11 protein-coding genes and 2 pseudogenes are annotated in these 13,339 nt (G+C 67.2%); 5 read left to right on the plus strand and 8 right to left on the minus strand.

Translation table 11 applies throughout. The features are described from left to right. Positions 1 to 54: 54 nt before the first annotated feature. Positions 55 to 1,218, minus strand: coding sequence for an ABC transporter substrate-binding protein (locus ACFJI0_RS05950; RefSeq protein WP_382323770.1), 1,164 nt, complete (start codon positions 1,216 to 1,218; stop codon positions 55 to 57). Between the two features lie 240 nt (positions 1,219 to 1,458). Between ACFJI0_RS05950 and ACFJI0_RS05955 the strand changes: the two genes are divergently transcribed. Together ACFJI0_RS05955 and ACFJI0_RS05960 are read left to right on the plus strand one after the other, a co-directional pair. Next, positions 1,459 to 2,898, plus strand: a complete 1,440-nt coding sequence (locus ACFJI0_RS05955; RefSeq protein ID WP_382323771.1) for a circularly permuted type 2 ATP-grasp protein — start codon at positions 1,459 to 1,461, stop codon at positions 2,896 to 2,898. 10 nt (positions 2,899 to 2,908) lie between these two features. Next, the gene (locus ACFJI0_RS05960) at positions 2,909 to 3,868 is read left to right on the plus strand and encodes an alpha-E domain-containing protein (protein ID WP_382323772.1); all 960 of its coding nucleotides are present in this window, start codon (positions 2,909 to 2,911) and stop codon (positions 3,866 to 3,868) included. Here the strand turns inward: ACFJI0_RS05960 and ACFJI0_RS05965 are convergent. Then, positions 3,837 to 4,715, minus strand: coding sequence for a LysR family transcriptional regulator (locus ACFJI0_RS05965; protein ID WP_382323773.1), 879 nt, complete (start codon positions 4,713 to 4,715; stop codon positions 3,837 to 3,839). The genes ACFJI0_RS05960 and ACFJI0_RS05965 overlap by 32 nt on opposite strands. A 67-nt stretch (positions 4,716 to 4,782) precedes the next feature. Between ACFJI0_RS05965 and ACFJI0_RS05970 the strand changes: the two genes are divergently transcribed. Next, complete coding sequence (locus tag ACFJI0_RS05970) at positions 4,783 to 5,739, plus strand: DMT family transporter (protein ID WP_382323774.1); 957 nt, start codon at positions 4,783 to 4,785, stop codon at positions 5,737 to 5,739. A gap of 180 nt (positions 5,740 to 5,919) precedes the next feature. After that, positions 5,920 to 6,753: a hypothetical protein gene (locus ACFJI0_RS05975; protein WP_382323775.1), complete on the plus strand. Its 834-nt coding sequence runs from the start codon at positions 5,920 to 5,922 to the stop codon at positions 6,751 to 6,753. A gap of 33 nt (positions 6,754 to 6,786) precedes the next feature. Here the strand turns inward: ACFJI0_RS05975 and ACFJI0_RS05980 are convergent. The 4 genes and pseudogenes from ACFJI0_RS05980 to ACFJI0_RS05995 form a co-directional block, all read right to left on the minus strand. After that, a pseudogene (locus tag ACFJI0_RS05980) lies at positions 6,787 to 7,897 on the minus strand (porin). 84 nt (positions 7,898 to 7,981) lie between these two features. Beyond that, positions 7,982 to 9,014 (minus strand): annotated as a pseudogene (locus ACFJI0_RS05985) (Rieske 2Fe-2S domain-containing protein). Positions 9,015 to 9,030: 16 nt separating this feature from the next. Continuing rightward, positions 9,031 to 10,014, minus strand: coding sequence for a Bug family tripartite tricarboxylate transporter substrate binding protein (locus tag ACFJI0_RS05990; protein ID WP_382323776.1), 984 nt, complete (start codon positions 10,012 to 10,014; stop codon positions 9,031 to 9,033). Between the two features lie 26 nt (positions 10,015 to 10,040). Next, positions 10,041 to 10,352, minus strand: a complete 312-nt coding sequence (locus tag ACFJI0_RS05995; protein ID WP_382323777.1) for a recombinase-like helix-turn-helix domain-containing protein — start codon at positions 10,350 to 10,352, stop codon at positions 10,041 to 10,043. Between the two features lie 204 nt (positions 10,353 to 10,556). Between ACFJI0_RS05995 and ACFJI0_RS06000 the strand changes: the two genes are divergently transcribed. Beyond that, on the plus strand, positions 10,557 to 11,279 hold the full coding sequence (locus ACFJI0_RS06000) for a TetR family transcriptional regulator (RefSeq protein ID WP_382159473.1): 723 nt from the start codon (positions 10,557 to 10,559) through the stop codon (positions 11,277 to 11,279). Here ACFJI0_RS06000 and ACFJI0_RS06005 read toward each other — a convergent pair. Continuing rightward, entirely contained in the window at positions 11,241 to 12,515 is a 1,275-nt protein-coding gene (locus ACFJI0_RS06005) for an MFS transporter (protein ID WP_382323778.1), read from the minus strand. The genes ACFJI0_RS06000 and ACFJI0_RS06005 overlap by 39 nt on opposite strands. Next, on the minus strand, positions 12,512 to 13,336 hold the full coding sequence (locus tag ACFJI0_RS06010; protein WP_382323779.1) for a nitrilase-related carbon-nitrogen hydrolase: 825 nt from the start codon (positions 13,334 to 13,336) through the stop codon (positions 12,512 to 12,514). The genes ACFJI0_RS06005 and ACFJI0_RS06010 overlap by 4 nt, the downstream gene beginning before the upstream one ends. Positions 13,337 to 13,339 lie beyond the last annotated feature (3 nt).

Genomic DNA, 13,339 nt, shown 5'->3' on the forward strand with positions numbered 1-13,339 from the left:
GCTCGCGCCCCGGCGGCGCCACCCCTCGGTGGCGGCTGTGCGGGGCGCGCGGACTCAGCGGGCGTCGAACTTGGTGACGACCTTGCCCTTGCCGTTTTCGATCACGCCCAGGTAGGCCGGCGTGGCGATCTGGTGGTCGATGCCGTAGGTGTCCTTGCCACCCCAGACGATCTTGCCCTGGATGCCGTCGTACGTCTTGGTGGCTTCGATGGCCTTCACCACGGCGTCGGTGTCGGTGGTGGTGCCCGCCTTCTGGATCGCGCCGAACAGCAGCTTGGCCGCGTCGTAGAAATAGAAGGCGAAGTCGTCCATGGCGTTGGGGTGGTACTTCGCGTAGGCCTTGCTCAGCTTGGCGTAGGCGTCGCTGGCCGGGTCGGCCGAGAAATACACCAGGGTGCCTTCGGCGTTGTCCGCGCCAGCGGACTTCACGGTTTCGGCCACGTTGTTGCCGCCGAACTTGGTGAACGGGCCCTTGTAGCCCATTTCGCGCGCCTGGCGGATGACCAGGCCGGCCTGGGCCGGCGGCACCACGTCGAGCTCGATCAGGTCGACGCGCTTGGCCAGGATGCCCGCCAGGATGGTGCGGAAGTCGTTCTGCGAGCGCTCGAAGAACTTGGCGTCGGCGATCTCGTAGCCCGCGGCTTCATAGGCCTTCTTCTTGCCCTTCTGCGTGCTCCAGCCAGTGGCGTCGTTGGGCGAGATCACGGCCACGCGCTTGATCGCGGGGCGGTTCTGCTTGAGCCAGCCGATCAGCTGCGCGTCGTATTCGTTGGTGGTGGGCAGCACGCGGAACATGTAGCGCGTCTCGGCGTTCAGGGCCTCGGTGGTGTAGGTGTTGGAGAGCAGCACCACCTTGCTCTTTTCGGTGATCGGCTTGATCGCCAGCAGGGAGGCCGAGCCGATCGGGCCGATGATGAACTGCACCTTGTCCTGGTCGATCAGGCGGTTCACCGCCGTCACGGCGTCGGCCGCCTTGTAGTGGTCGTCGTAGGACACGATCTCCACCTTGTAGGTCTTGCCCGCCACCTTCAGGCCGCCGCTGGCGTTGATCTCCTCGGTCGCCACGCGCACACCGCCGTCGATGGCCAGGCCCCACGGCGCGCCCGGGCCGGTCATGCCGCCCAGCACACCGATCTTCAGCGTTTCCTGCGCGTGGCTGGCAGCGGCCAGGGCGGCGATGCCCAGACCCAGAACGGCCTTCTTGATGAACCCACTCATGCTTCTCGTCTCCAGGTAATGGTCCGTACAGACCAGGTTAATTGAACGAACAATTGAATTTATGGTCCGTACAATACAGGATCGTCGGCAGGCGCGCAAGCACCCCGCCGGCACCGGCGGGAAGGGTTGGGGTCTTGCGCCGGCTCCGGGAAGACACTGAGGGGATTTCGCGCGGCGGGGCGGCGAGGCGGCCAAAACCTGGCCCAGTCCTTGCTATGCTGTGCTCAGGAGAAAAAGCCCATGAGCAGACCGATGTTTGACGAAATGAACGCCTCGCCCAGCGAGGTCCGGGCCCACTATCAGAACTACGCGCGCTGGCTGGCCCAACAGCCTGAAGACGTGATGGCGGCCCGGCGCGAAGAGGCCGAAATGATCTTCCGCCGCGTGGGCATCACCTTCGCGGTGTACGGCGCCAAGGACGAGGACGGCTCCGGCACCGAGCGCCTCATCCCCTTCGACCTCATCCCGCGCATCATTCCCGCCCACGAATGGCGCAGCATGGAGGAGGGCCTGGTGCAGCGCGTGACCGCGCTCAACCGCTTCATCCACGACGTCTATCACGGCCAGGAAGTCATCAAGGCCGGCATCGTGCCGGCCGACCAGATCTTCCAGAACGCGCAGTTCCGCCCCGAGATGATGGGCGTGGACGTGCCGCACCAGATCTACTCGCACATCTCGGGCATCGACATCGTGCGCGCCCCGAATGCCGAGGGCGTGGGCGAGTACTACGTGCTCGAAGACAACCTGCGCGTGCCCAGCGGCGTGAGCTACATGCTCGAAGACCGCAAGATGATGATGCGGCTGTTCCCCGAACTCTTCGGCGAGAACCGCGTGGCCCCGGTCGCCCATTACCCCGACCTGCTGCTGGAAACCCTGCGCGCCAGCAGCCCGGCCACCACGGCCGAGCCCACGGTGGTGGTGCTCACCCCCGGCATGTACAACAGCGCGTACTTCGAGCACGCCTTCCTCGCGCAGCAGATGGGCATCGAGCTGGTCGAGGGGCAGGACCTGTTCGTCAAGGACAACTTCGTCTACATGCGCACCACGCGCGGCCCCAAGCGCGTGGACGTGATCTACCGCCGCGTGGACGACGACTTCCTCGACCCCTCGGTGTTCCGCCCCACCTCCACGCTGGGCTGCGAAGGCCTGCTGGGCGTGTACCGCAGCGGCAACGTCGCCATCTGCAACGCCGTGGGCACCGGCGTGGCGGACGACAAGTCCATCTATCCCTACGTGCCCAAGATGATCGAGTTCTACCTCGGGCAGAAACCCATCCTCAACAACGTGCCCACCTTCATGGGGCGCGAGCCCGAGGACCTCAAGTACATGATGGCCAACATGAAGGACCTCGTGGTGAAAGAGGTGCACGGCGCGGGCGGCTACGGCATGCTGGTCGGGCCCGCGTCCACGAAGGCCGAGATCGAGGACTTCCGCAAGGCCGTGGCGGCCAACCCGGGCGGCTACATCGCGCAGCCCACGCTCTCGCTCTCCACCTGCCCCACCTATGTGCAAAGCGGCGTGGCGCCGCGCCACATCGACCTGCGCCCCTTCGTGCTCAGCGGCAAGGAAGTGCAGATGGTGCCCGGGGGGCTCACCCGCGTGGCGCTCAAGGAGGGCTCGCTGGTCGTCAACTCCTCGCAGGGCGGCGGCACCAAGGACACCTGGATTCTTGAAGACTGAGGGACACACCATGCTTTCGCGCACCGCCGACCACCTTTTCTGGATGTCCCGCTACACCGAGCGCGCGGAGAACACCGCCCGCATGCTGGACGTGAACTACCAGACCTCGCTGCTGCCGCAGTCCGCAGCCGTGGCGCAGGTGGGCTGGGAAGGGCTGCTCGCCATCAGCGAGCTGCTGTATCCCTACACGCAGAAGTACGGCAAGGAAATCACGCCACGCAACGTGCTCGACTTCATGGTGCGCGACGAGTCCAACCCGTCGAGCATCTACACCTGTCTGAAGGCCGCGCGCGAGAACGCGCGGGCCGTGCGCGGAGCTCTCACCACCGAATTCTGGGAAACGCAGAACCAGACCTGGCTGGAACTCACGCGCATGCTCAAGGGCAAGAACTTCGAGCGCGACCCGGGTGAATTCTTCGAGTGGGTCAAGTTCCGCTCGCACCTCTCGCGCGGTGTGCGCATCGGCACCATGCTGCAGGACGAGGCCTTCCACTTCTACCGCATGGGCACCTTCCTGGAGCGCGCGGACAACACCGCCCGCCTGCTGGATGTGAAGTTCCACGCGGTGCACAGCGACTTCTTCGGCGCCGCCAGCGAGCTCGATCAGGAGTACGACTTCTACCACTGGAGCGCCATCCTGCGCAGCGTGAGCGGCTTCGAGGTCTACCGCAAGGTGTACCGCGATGTGATCACGCCCGAGCGCGTGGCCGAGCTGCTGATCCTGCGCGCCGACATGCCACGCAGCCTGGCCGCCAGCCTCAACGAGGTGGTGAACAACCTCAGCGTGGTGTCCAACGACCACAGCGGCGAAACCTTGCGCCGCGCGGGCAAGCTCAAGGCCGATCTGCAGTACGCCCGCATCGACGAGATCCTCTCCACCGGCCTGCACGCCTTCCTCACGCAGTTCCTGGACCGCGTGAACGAGCTGGGTGGGCGCATCAGCCAGGACTTCTTGGTGCCTTCGCACTGAGCGTCTGCACCATCTGCTCGAACAGCGCGTCCACCGCGGGCAGGTGGCGCGAGGCCTGGCTGCGGTAGAGCGCCACGTCCATGAAGTCCAGGACCGGCAGGCCCTGTTTTTCGCCCAGGATGGCCAGGTGGGCCGGCGCGCTGCAGCGCGTGAGCACCGCCAGGGCGAGCCCACTTTCCACCGCCGCCAACTGCCCCGCGAGGCTGGAGCTGTTGTAGACCACGCGGTAGGCGCGCCGCTGCGCGTGGAGCGCGGCGATCACCGCGCGCCTCGCCTGGCTGGTGGCTTCGTAGACCGCGATCGGCAGGGGGTCGCGGCGCCACACCTCGAACTGCGGTGCGCCCACCCACACCAGCGGTTCCTGGAACAGCAGCGTGCCGCGCGTGGACTTGTCGCGCGAAATCAGCGCCAGATCGATCTCGCCGCGCTGCACCTTGGGAATGAGCGAGGTGGACTGTTCGCAGTCCAGCTCGATTTCCACGCCCGCGTGCCGCGCGGCGTAGCTGCGCAGCACGGGTGAGAGGTAGCTCACGGCGTAGTCGTCGGGCACGCCCAGGCGCACGCGGCCGCTGAGCACCGGCCGATGCAGGGCCTCCAGCGTTTCGGCGTGCAGGGCCAGCATGCGCCGCGCGTAACCCAGCAACTCGGTGCCGGTGGGCGTGAGTTCGAGGTGGCGCGGGCCGCGCAGCAGCACGGCGCGGCCCACCGCGTCTTCCAGCTTGCGGATCTGCATGCTCACCGCCGGCTGGGAGCGGTGCACCAGCGGCGCGGCGGCCGAAAGCGATCCGCCATCCACCACCGCCACGAAGGCGCGCAGCCAGTCCAGTTGCAGGTCGGTGTGGGTCATGGCGGTCGGCTCCAATATTCGATTGTCGAATGCATTGGATTCTATTTATCCGCTGTACAGATGGGGCATGCCCGCCGACCATCGGCGCATGAACTCCACGGCTTCCCTGTCCACGTCCCTCGGCGCCCACCCTCACGCCGCCGCGCGCGAACGCTCGGGCATGTGGCTCATGGTGGCGGGCGGCCTCATGCTCGGCACGCTGGGCATCTTTCTCGAAGAGGCCGGCCAGAGCCCGCTCACGGCGGTGTGGTTCCGCTGCGCCTTCGGTCTGCTCACGCTCACCGCCTGGTTCGCCGTCACCCGGCGCTGGCGGGAACTCAGGCTCAGCGGTGCAGCGCGCCTGGCGGCAGTGAGCGCGGGCGTGCTCGCGGTGGTCAACTGGATCCTGTTCTTCGAGGCCATCGAGCGCACCTCCATCGGCGTGCGCACCGTGGTGGTGCACGTGCAGCCCTTTCTGGTGATGGCGTTCGGGGCCTTGTGGTGGAAGGAGCGCATCACGCGCGCGCAAGGCATCGCCACCTTCGCCTGCCTGATCGGCCTGGCGCTGGCCTCGGGCTGGGTCGACGGCGCGCTCACGGGCGCGGGCTGGTCGTCCAGCTACCTCTGGGGCATCGGCCTGGCGCTGCTCAACTCGGTGGGCTATGCCGCCCTCACGCTGATCGCCAACCGGGCGCGCGGCGTCACGCCACTGGCCCTGGCCTGGTGGCAGTGCGCCGTGGGCGCGGTGGTGCTGGTGTGGTGGCCCTTCGTGCACGGCTGGCCGCCGGCGGGGCCGGCCTGGGCCTGGCTCGCGGGGCTGGGCGCCATCCACACCGGCCTGGCCTACGTGGTGCTGTACGCCGGCGTGGCGCGCCTCAGCGCCGGGCGCGTGGCCGTGCTGCAGTTCGTCTACCCTGCCTCGGCCGTGGCGGTGGAATGGGCCGTGTACGGCCGGGCCCTGAGCCCCAGCCAGCTGGCTGGCGTGCTCATGATGCTGGTGGCCCTGGTGGTGGTGGGCACGCAACGGGCGGCGCGCCAGGCCTGAACCGTTGCGCGGAAAACCGCGCCATCGACTGCAAAAGTCACGCTCGCCACCGGCCCCCTGTCAGGCAAAAGGCCAAAAACGCCTATCCTGACTGTCAGGCCGGTCCAGGCCTTATCTCCCCGGGCCGGCCGTGATGCCAACGACGGAGGATGAATGGCCAGCGATCTGGATACGGTGAGGGTGCTCCGCGCCCTGTTCAACGACATGCCCAAGGCACCCCAGGGGCTCTCCCACGAGGAGACCATGGCCTGGGTGCAGCGGTCGATGGCCGACTTCGAGGGTGGCGACATGGCCTACATGATCGAACACATCACGCGAAGCTCCATGCTCGACATCGTGCTGCGCCTGCGCGAGGACGGTTACCTCAAGAACGACGCCGCCTTCACCGAGACCGTGGACCTGATCTCCACGCCCGACGGCCGCAAGACCTTCATGGACCGCTGCATCCAGGCGCAGAAGAGCGCCGATGCCACCTCGCGCCTCATCCACCGCGCCAAGCGTTCGTGGTCCGATCCCTTGCCCCTGTTCAGCTCGGACCCCGGCATGCTGGAGCGTTTCGTGCGTGGCGAACTCTCAGGCCCCGGCCCGCTGTTCGCCGAGTACAAGGCACGCGAAGACGTGCAGGAGATCGGCGTGTTCGCGCAGGCGCCCGACGGCATCCACGAGTTTTCCTGGGGCTTCGTGGTGGAAGACCAGGGCGCCTGGATCTTTTACATCGCCGATGTCTGGCGCAAAGGCACCGTCGGCAGCTTCGACCGTTTCCTCAGCGCCTGGCAGCAGTCCACCAGCGCCGCGTCCACCGAAAAACTGCCGCCGGTGCCCATGGGCCTGCTCATGGAAGACGGCATCAACACCTTCAGCAGCATGACGCTGCAGGCCGCCGGCCCCATGAGCAACCCGGCCCTGCGACGCTGGGTGGGTGAGGTGTTCATCGACCGCATGCTGCCCACCATGGCCGCGCGCGTGGTGGATGCGCAGTACGACTTTCCGCTGGTGGGCGCGCACGCGCACTGAAGCGCGCGCACTGGTTGGCGAAGGTGTGCCTGCTCAGAAGCTGTGCCGCACGCCGAACGCCACACCCCTTTGTGAGCCACCGGGCACCGGCGCGCCGCCCGGCTGCCCGCCACTGACCGACAGTGCCAGCGTGCCCTTGTTCTGGATGTGCCCGGCCGTTGCATAGACCGCCGTGCGCCGTGAGAAGCTGTAGGTGGCGCGCACGGCGGCGAGGGTGGCCCGGTTCACCGAGTCCTTGTAACGCAGGCTGAAGACCTCGCCGTCCACGAGCAAGGCCGGCGTGACCTGGTACGCCGCGCCGAGGTACCACAGATCGCTTTTGCCTTGGGTGGCGCTGGCGCCGTTGGCGCGGCGGACCAGGCCCCCGGCGAGCTTGAGGCCACCCAGTTTGACGTAACCGTTGGCGGAGGTGCGCCGGTCCGTCATGGCGCTGGAGTTGAGGCCGGCGAAGGCGCCGGTGCCGCCGCGCAGCTCGTCCACCGCGAGCGCGGTGCCCCAGGTGGCGGTGTCGTACTTCACCAGGGCCGACCATTCCCGGCAGGCCTTGCTGTCGTTCGGGTTTTCGCCGGCGCAGTTGGTGCCGGCCGGGCTGGGGCCTGCGTTCACCGCGTCCCGGCCCAGGCTGTAGCTGGCACCCAGCGTGAGGCCGGAGAAGGTGCCGCGGTAGGTGATGGCGTTGTCCGCGCGGGCGTTGGGGATGTAGCTGTCCAGCGAGCCCGAGCTGTAGAGGTTGGGGCCGAGGATGTCCGACTCCAGGATGGAATAGAACAGCATGGTGTATTGCCGGCCCAGGGATACCGTGCCCCATGGGCCCGAGAGCCCGACGAAGGCCTGGCGCCCGAAGGCGCGGCCGCCCTGATTGCGCAACGCCGGTGTCGGGCGAGAACCCTGTTTCCAGCGTGAAGACCGTCTTGAGTCCCTGGCCCAGGTCTTCGGTGCCGCGAAAGCCGAGGCGGCTGGGCGCGCTGCCGGTCAGGGATGGCACGCGGGTCAGGCCGCCACCGCTGGGGGTCGCTTTCGTGACGTGTTCCACCGAGGCGTCAATGACGCCGTAGATCGACACCGTGCTCTGCGCGCTCACGGCGCCGCTCGCCAACAGGCAGGCACACGCGCTCAAACCGGCAAGAAAGGGGGGCTTTTTCATGGGGACTCCATTTTTTGGGCGAAGGGATGCCCGGGGGACCCGACGGGTCCCCGGACAGAGGGGGAACGGAAGAGGAGGAGCGGGTCAGGCCACGCTGGCGAGGCGCTGCGCGACCTGTTCCTGGGCGCGCTTTTCCATCAGGCGGCGGACCCGGACGATGCCGACGTCGTGCTGGTACAGCGTTTCCTGCGAGCGGGCGGACCGGGTCAGGTTCTCGATCACCTTGCGGTCCTGCTCGAGCACGTCCCAGTGCAGGCCTTCGAGCCGGTTGCGGTAGAGGAAGCGCCAGACGTGCCGGTCGAACCCGGAGGCCTTGCGGATGCGCCAGAAATAGACTTGGCAATGGGTCTCGTCGACCGGGGTGACGAAGCCCACGATGATGAACTGCGCAACCTCCATGCTGCTTGCTGTACGGCACGGCCAGGCGCATCCACATCAGGCCCGACTCGCCGAACTCGACCCAGTCGAAGTTCACGCCGCGCTGGCCCACCTTTTCGACGATCAGGCCGGTGGCCGTCGGCCGCACCGTCATTTCGGCCTGCCGGTCGCCCTCGGCCATGGAATGGGACTGCGAGTGCAGGTAGGTGCCGTGCATGGGGTCCATGACGTTGTCGATCGCGTAACGGTGGTTGCACTTCCAGTTCTGCATGCAGAGGAAGCCGGAGTAGTCCTCGGCGGTCATCTCTTCGGGCAGTTCGAACGGGGCTGGCGCGTCCAGGCTGCCATCGCCGAACCAGAGGAAGATCGCGCCGTGGGCTTCCACCACGGGGTAGGACTTCAGGCAGGTCCGCCCGGTGAGCACGCAGTTCTGCATGGCCGGCACATCGACCACCTTGCCCTGGCCGTCCACCTCCACGCCGTGGTACCAGCAGGCCACCCGGTCGCCGAGGTTCCAGCCCAGCGACAGCCGCGCGCCGCGGTGCGGGCAGCGGTCTTCCACCGCGCGGACCTGGCCCTCGTCGTCGCGCCACAGCACGATCTCTTCGGACAGGCGGGTGATCCCGATGGGCGTGCCCGCCAGGCGGTAGCTCGGCAGTACCGGGTACCAGTAGTTCAACAGGCCACGCTCCACGCGCTGCGCGGCATCGGTTTTCAAAGTCGCTTCGTCCATGCTCATGGGGTGTTGGGGGTGTTCATTCATCGGCGGTGAAGCCGGAGGCCTTGACGACAGGCGCCCAGCGCTCGATGTCGGTCTTGACGAGGGAGGCGAGCGCCGCGGGCTTGAGCGTGAGCGGCTCCATCGAGAGCTTGTCCAGGCTCGCGATGTACTCGCTGGAGTTCACGACGCTGGTGATCCGGGTGTTCCATTGCTCCACCAGGGCCTGAGGCAGGCGAGGGGGCGCGAACACGCCCAGCCAGGTGTCGGCCTGCACATTCGGATAACCCAGCTCCACCATGCACGGTGTCTCGGGCAGGTAGCGCGAGCGCTTGGCGCCGAAGGTCGCGATCGGCCGCAGGCCACCCGAGGCCTTGAAGGGCAGGGCTTCGCCCACGGCGTTGAAGCTCGCGGCCACATGCCCGCCCACCAGCGCCTGCAGCGCGGGCGCGCTGCCCCTGAAGGGCACGTGGGTCATCTGCACCCCCGTGGCCTGGCTGAACATCACGCCCAGCAGGTGCAGCACCCCACCGGGGCCCGACGAGGCGTAGTCGGCCTTGTCCGGGTGGGCCTGCATCCATTTCACGAGCTCGGGCACGGTGTTCACGCTCGACGGCACCATGGGTCCCACGCTGAGCACCAGCTCCGAGCGCGCGCAGGCGGCCACGGCCGTGAAGTCCTGCAGCGGCTGGTAGGCCAGCTTCTTGTAGATGTGCGGAAAGATCGTGAGGGGAAAGTCGGGCGTGAGCAGCAAGGCGCTGCCGTCGGCCGGCGCGCGCTTGATGTGCTCCAGCGCCAGGCGGCCGGCCACGCCTGCCTTGTTGTCGACGACCACGGGCTCGGGGGTGTGCGCGCGCAGCTGGCTCGCCATCAGGCGCGCCAGCAGGTCAATGCCTCCCCCCGCGGGGAAGCCGACGATGAGCTGCGTGGGGCGGGCCGATTGCGCGAAGGCGCCGGCGGGAGCGGCCAGGGCCATGCCGGCCAGCATCAGCTCGCGCCGGGTGATGTCGTGGGATTTCATGGGGTGTTCTTTCGGATCGATGGGGGTCAGACCGCCAGGCGTTCGAGCACGGCGCACAAGGTCTCGGGCGTCCATGCGCTGCCATCGGGTTGCAGCAGGTTTCTCGCGTTGAGCGCTTCGGCGAAAGCCTCGGGCGAGCGGCCGTCGTCGGCGTAGATCTGCACGATGGCCGCGGCCAGGGCCTGTTCCTCCTCAGACGGTTCGCTGGGACGGCTTTGCCATCGCAGGTTGTCCTCTTCGCCCGGTTGAAAGATCAGGCCGTTCCCGGCGTCCTTGGACCGCGTGGCGGTTCTGGCGCTGAGGAGATGGGGGTTGAAGGTGATCGCAACGACAGACATTTGGGGGGACATTCAGCAGAGGGTTGAAGTTCTTTTAATTCCTACAAATAGGAATTGAGCGGATGCTAAGACCCTGGCGGAACGCCTGTCAACCCGAAATGACAATCCCTACATGCAGTGTGGATATTTCCTTTTCATGGGAATTAATGCCGCCGGCCTTCGATGCGGGGCGTGCCGCGCGCGAAGTGTTCCTAGAATGGCGTGATGAAGGACAACGACACCCCCACGCCCCGTCGACGGCGCAAGGAGCCGCGCCGCACAGCGGGCCGGCCCGCTTCCAGCAGCGGCGTGGGCAAGGAGAAGATCGTCGAAGCGGCGCTCGCGCTGTTGCGCCACAAGGCGCCGGAGGCGCTGACGGTGGTGGAGGTGGCCAGTGCCGCGAAGGTGGACCCGGCGCTGATCCGCTACTACTTCGGCACGAAGAAGGGCCTGCTGCGGGCCGCGGCGGTGGGCCTGCTGGACGACATCCAGGAACGCAGCCGGCTCGTGCTGGACGAGCCGGGGCCCTTGCGCCACCGCATCCGCACGCGCCTGCAGATGCTGATCGATTCACTGCAGCGCAACCCGCAGTTCATGAATCTGGTGCTCAAGGAGATCTACTCCGATGAAGAGGCCCAGATGGAGGTGGGGGACCTCAACACGGTGGCGAAACGGGGGCTGGCGTTGACGCAGTTCGTGCTCAACCCCATCCCCGGTGACAAGCCGGCGCGCGAACTGGACGCGCGCTACCTGCACGTCGCCATTCTGGGCATGTGCACCTTCTTCATGGATGCCCAGCCCATGCTCGCGGTGCTCTTCAAGGAGCGGCCGGGCAGCGATGCCCTGGTGCGGGGCTACATCGAGTTCGCCACCGAGTTGCTGGCGCAGGGCATCGAGGAGGCTAGTCCGTCAGCGAGCGCCGGTAAGTCTCGGGCAGGAAGAGCGTGACGCACAGCACCACGACGGACACCGCGGCCAGGTAGGCGGCCGGGGCCAGCTTGGACTGCGCTGCGCCAGCACCAGGTAGGTGCCGACAAAGGGCGCGGTGCCGCCGAAGATGGTGTACGCCAGGTTGTAGCTGATGGCTGATGCGCTGAAGCGCGTCTTGGTCGGGAACAGCTCGAGCAGCGTGATGCCCAGCGGGCCGGCGAACGAGCCCATGCCGATGGCCAGCAGCGATTGCGCGAGCGCCGCGTGGAACAGCGTGCCTTCGCCGGCCAGCATGTAGGCCGGGACGCAGACGATGGCGTTGAACAGCAGGCTGACCACCATCACCGGTTTGCGCCCCACCTTGTCCGACACGAAGCCGCTCGCGATCATCGTGAGGAAGGCGACGGTCATGGCGATGCCGTTGGAGATCAGCGAGTCGCTGCGGCTCATGCCCACCGTGACGGTGAGGTAGGACACGAAGTAGCCCGCGAGCGTGTAGAAGGTCAGGCTGGAGAACGCGGCCAGCGCGAAGCTGAAGCCCATGGCCTTCTTCTGGTCGCGGATGGCGTCCGACACCGGCGTGGTCGAGATTTCCTGCTTGGCGCGCGCCACCTCGAAAGCCGGCGATTCATCGACGCGGTTGCGGATGTACAGGCCCACCAGCGCGAGCGGGCCGCTGATCAGGAAGGGAATGCGCCAGCCCCAGCTCTCGTACACCTCGCTGCCCAGCAGGCTGGTCACGGCGAGGATGATGAGCGCGGCCGCCACGGGCGGCAGGTTGGCGAAGGCGTAGGTGAAGGCCACGTGCAGGCCGCGGCGCCCCGGTGGCGCGTGTTCGGCCACGAAGGAGTTGGAGCCGATGGTCTCGCCCGACGCCGACAGACCCTGGATCAGGCGCAGCACCACGAGCAGGATGGGCGCCGCGATGCCGATCTGCGCGTAGGTGGGCAGCACGCCGATGCCGACGGTGGCGCCACCCATCATCAGGATGATGGCGGAGAGCACCGCCTTGCGGCCGAAGCGGTCGCCCAGGCTGCCGAAGATGAAGCCGCCCAGCGGGCGCATGACGAAGCCCACGCCGTACACCGCGAAGGCCGAGAGCAGGGCGGTGGCCGGGTCGGTGGTGGGGAAGAACAGCTTGGCGATGATGGTGGCCGAGTAGGCGTAGATCACGAAGTCGTACCACTCGACGAACTGGCCGAGCGATGCCGAATAGAGCACCTTTTTCTGGGATTGCGGTTGCTGGTTGTTCATGTGTTGTTGTCTCCGGAGGAATTGAGGGCGATCTGGTAGCGGCGGTGTTCGAGGCAGGGCAGGTCCTTGCGCACATCGCGCAGGCGCTCGGGCAGCACGTCGACCGTCACGACGCCCTCGGCGGCCGCGATGCCGCCGATCACCAGGCCCGAGGGGTCGATGCCCATGCTCATGCCCACGGAAGTGGGCGGCGGCTGGCACGAGGCCAGCACGTAGCAGGTGTTCTCGATGGCGCGCGCGCGCAGCAGGGTCTCCCAGTGCAGCTCTTTGAGGCTGCCGGCGATCCAGCCCGCGCCGTAGAGCAGCACGTCGGCGCCCTTGTCCACCGCGATGCGCGAGATTTCGGGGAAGCGCAGGTCGTAGCAGTTGAGGATGGCGAAGCGCACGCCGCCCACGTCGGCCACATACACCTCGTCGTGCGCAGGCAGCAGCTGGCCGTGCCGGTTCTTGTCGGACTCCTTGAAGCTGAACGCATCGTAGAGGTGCAGCTTTTCGTAGCGGCCCTTGAGTTGCCCATCGGCACCCAGGTGCACGAAGGTGTTGCGCGTGCGGTGGCGATCGAGCGGCTCGTACAGGCCGACGAACACGTCGATCGCGTGCGCCTTGGCGCTGGCGCCTACCTCGTCGATGAAGCGGGCCGCCTGCTGCCCGGCGAAAGCGACCAGCTCTTCGCGCGAGGACTCGTAGGCGACCATGCTGGCTTCGGGAAAGCAGATCAGCTGGGCGCCGCTGGCGGCGGCGGTCGCGATGTGGCTGCGTATTGTGCGCAAGTTGCTCTCAATGTCGCGCACGCTCTTGAACTGGGAAACGGAGGCTTTCATGAA

The sequence above is a fragment of the Hydrogenophaga sp. UC242_53 genome (genome assembly GCF_042696965.1).
Lineage (GTDB): Bacteria > Pseudomonadota > Gammaproteobacteria > Burkholderiales > Burkholderiaceae_C > Hydrogenophaga.

What these genes read in the sequence shown, in the direction of transcription:
- ACFJI0_RS06000 (WP_382159473.1), top strand. Translation starts at nt 10,557, where the DNA reads ATGAAGGACAACGACACCCCCACGCCCCGTCGACGGCGCAAGGAGCCG.
- ACFJI0_RS05955 (WP_382323771.1), top strand. Translation starts at nt 1,459, where the DNA reads ATGAGCAGACCGATGTTTGACGAAATGAACGCCTCGCCCAGCGAGGTC.
- ACFJI0_RS05950 (WP_382323770.1), bottom strand. Translation starts at nt 1,218, where the DNA reads ATGAGTGGGTTCATCAAGAAGGCCGTTCTGGGTCTGGGCATCGCCGCC.
- ACFJI0_RS06010 (WP_382323779.1), bottom strand. Translation starts at nt 13,336, where the DNA reads ATGAAAGCCTCCGTTTCCCAGTTCAAGAGCGTGCGCGACATTGAGAGC.
- ACFJI0_RS06005 (WP_382323778.1), bottom strand. Translation starts at nt 12,515, where the DNA reads ATGAACAACCAGCAACCGCAATCCCAGAAAAAGGTGCTCTATTCGGCA.
- ACFJI0_RS05995 (WP_382323777.1), bottom strand. Translation starts at nt 10,352, where the DNA reads ATGTCTGTCGTTGCGATCACCTTCAACCCCCATCTCCTCAGCGCCAGA.
- ACFJI0_RS05970 (WP_382323774.1), top strand. Translation starts at nt 4,783, where the DNA reads ATGCCCGCCGACCATCGGCGCATGAACTCCACGGCTTCCCTGTCCACG.
- ACFJI0_RS05960 (WP_382323772.1), top strand. Translation starts at nt 2,909, where the DNA reads ATGCTTTCGCGCACCGCCGACCACCTTTTCTGGATGTCCCGCTACACC.
- ACFJI0_RS05965 (WP_382323773.1), bottom strand. Translation starts at nt 4,715, where the DNA reads ATGACCCACACCGACCTGCAACTGGACTGGCTGCGCGCCTTCGTGGCG.
- ACFJI0_RS05990 (WP_382323776.1), bottom strand. Translation starts at nt 10,014, where the DNA reads ATGAAATCCCACGACATCACCCGGCGCGAGCTGATGCTGGCCGGCATG.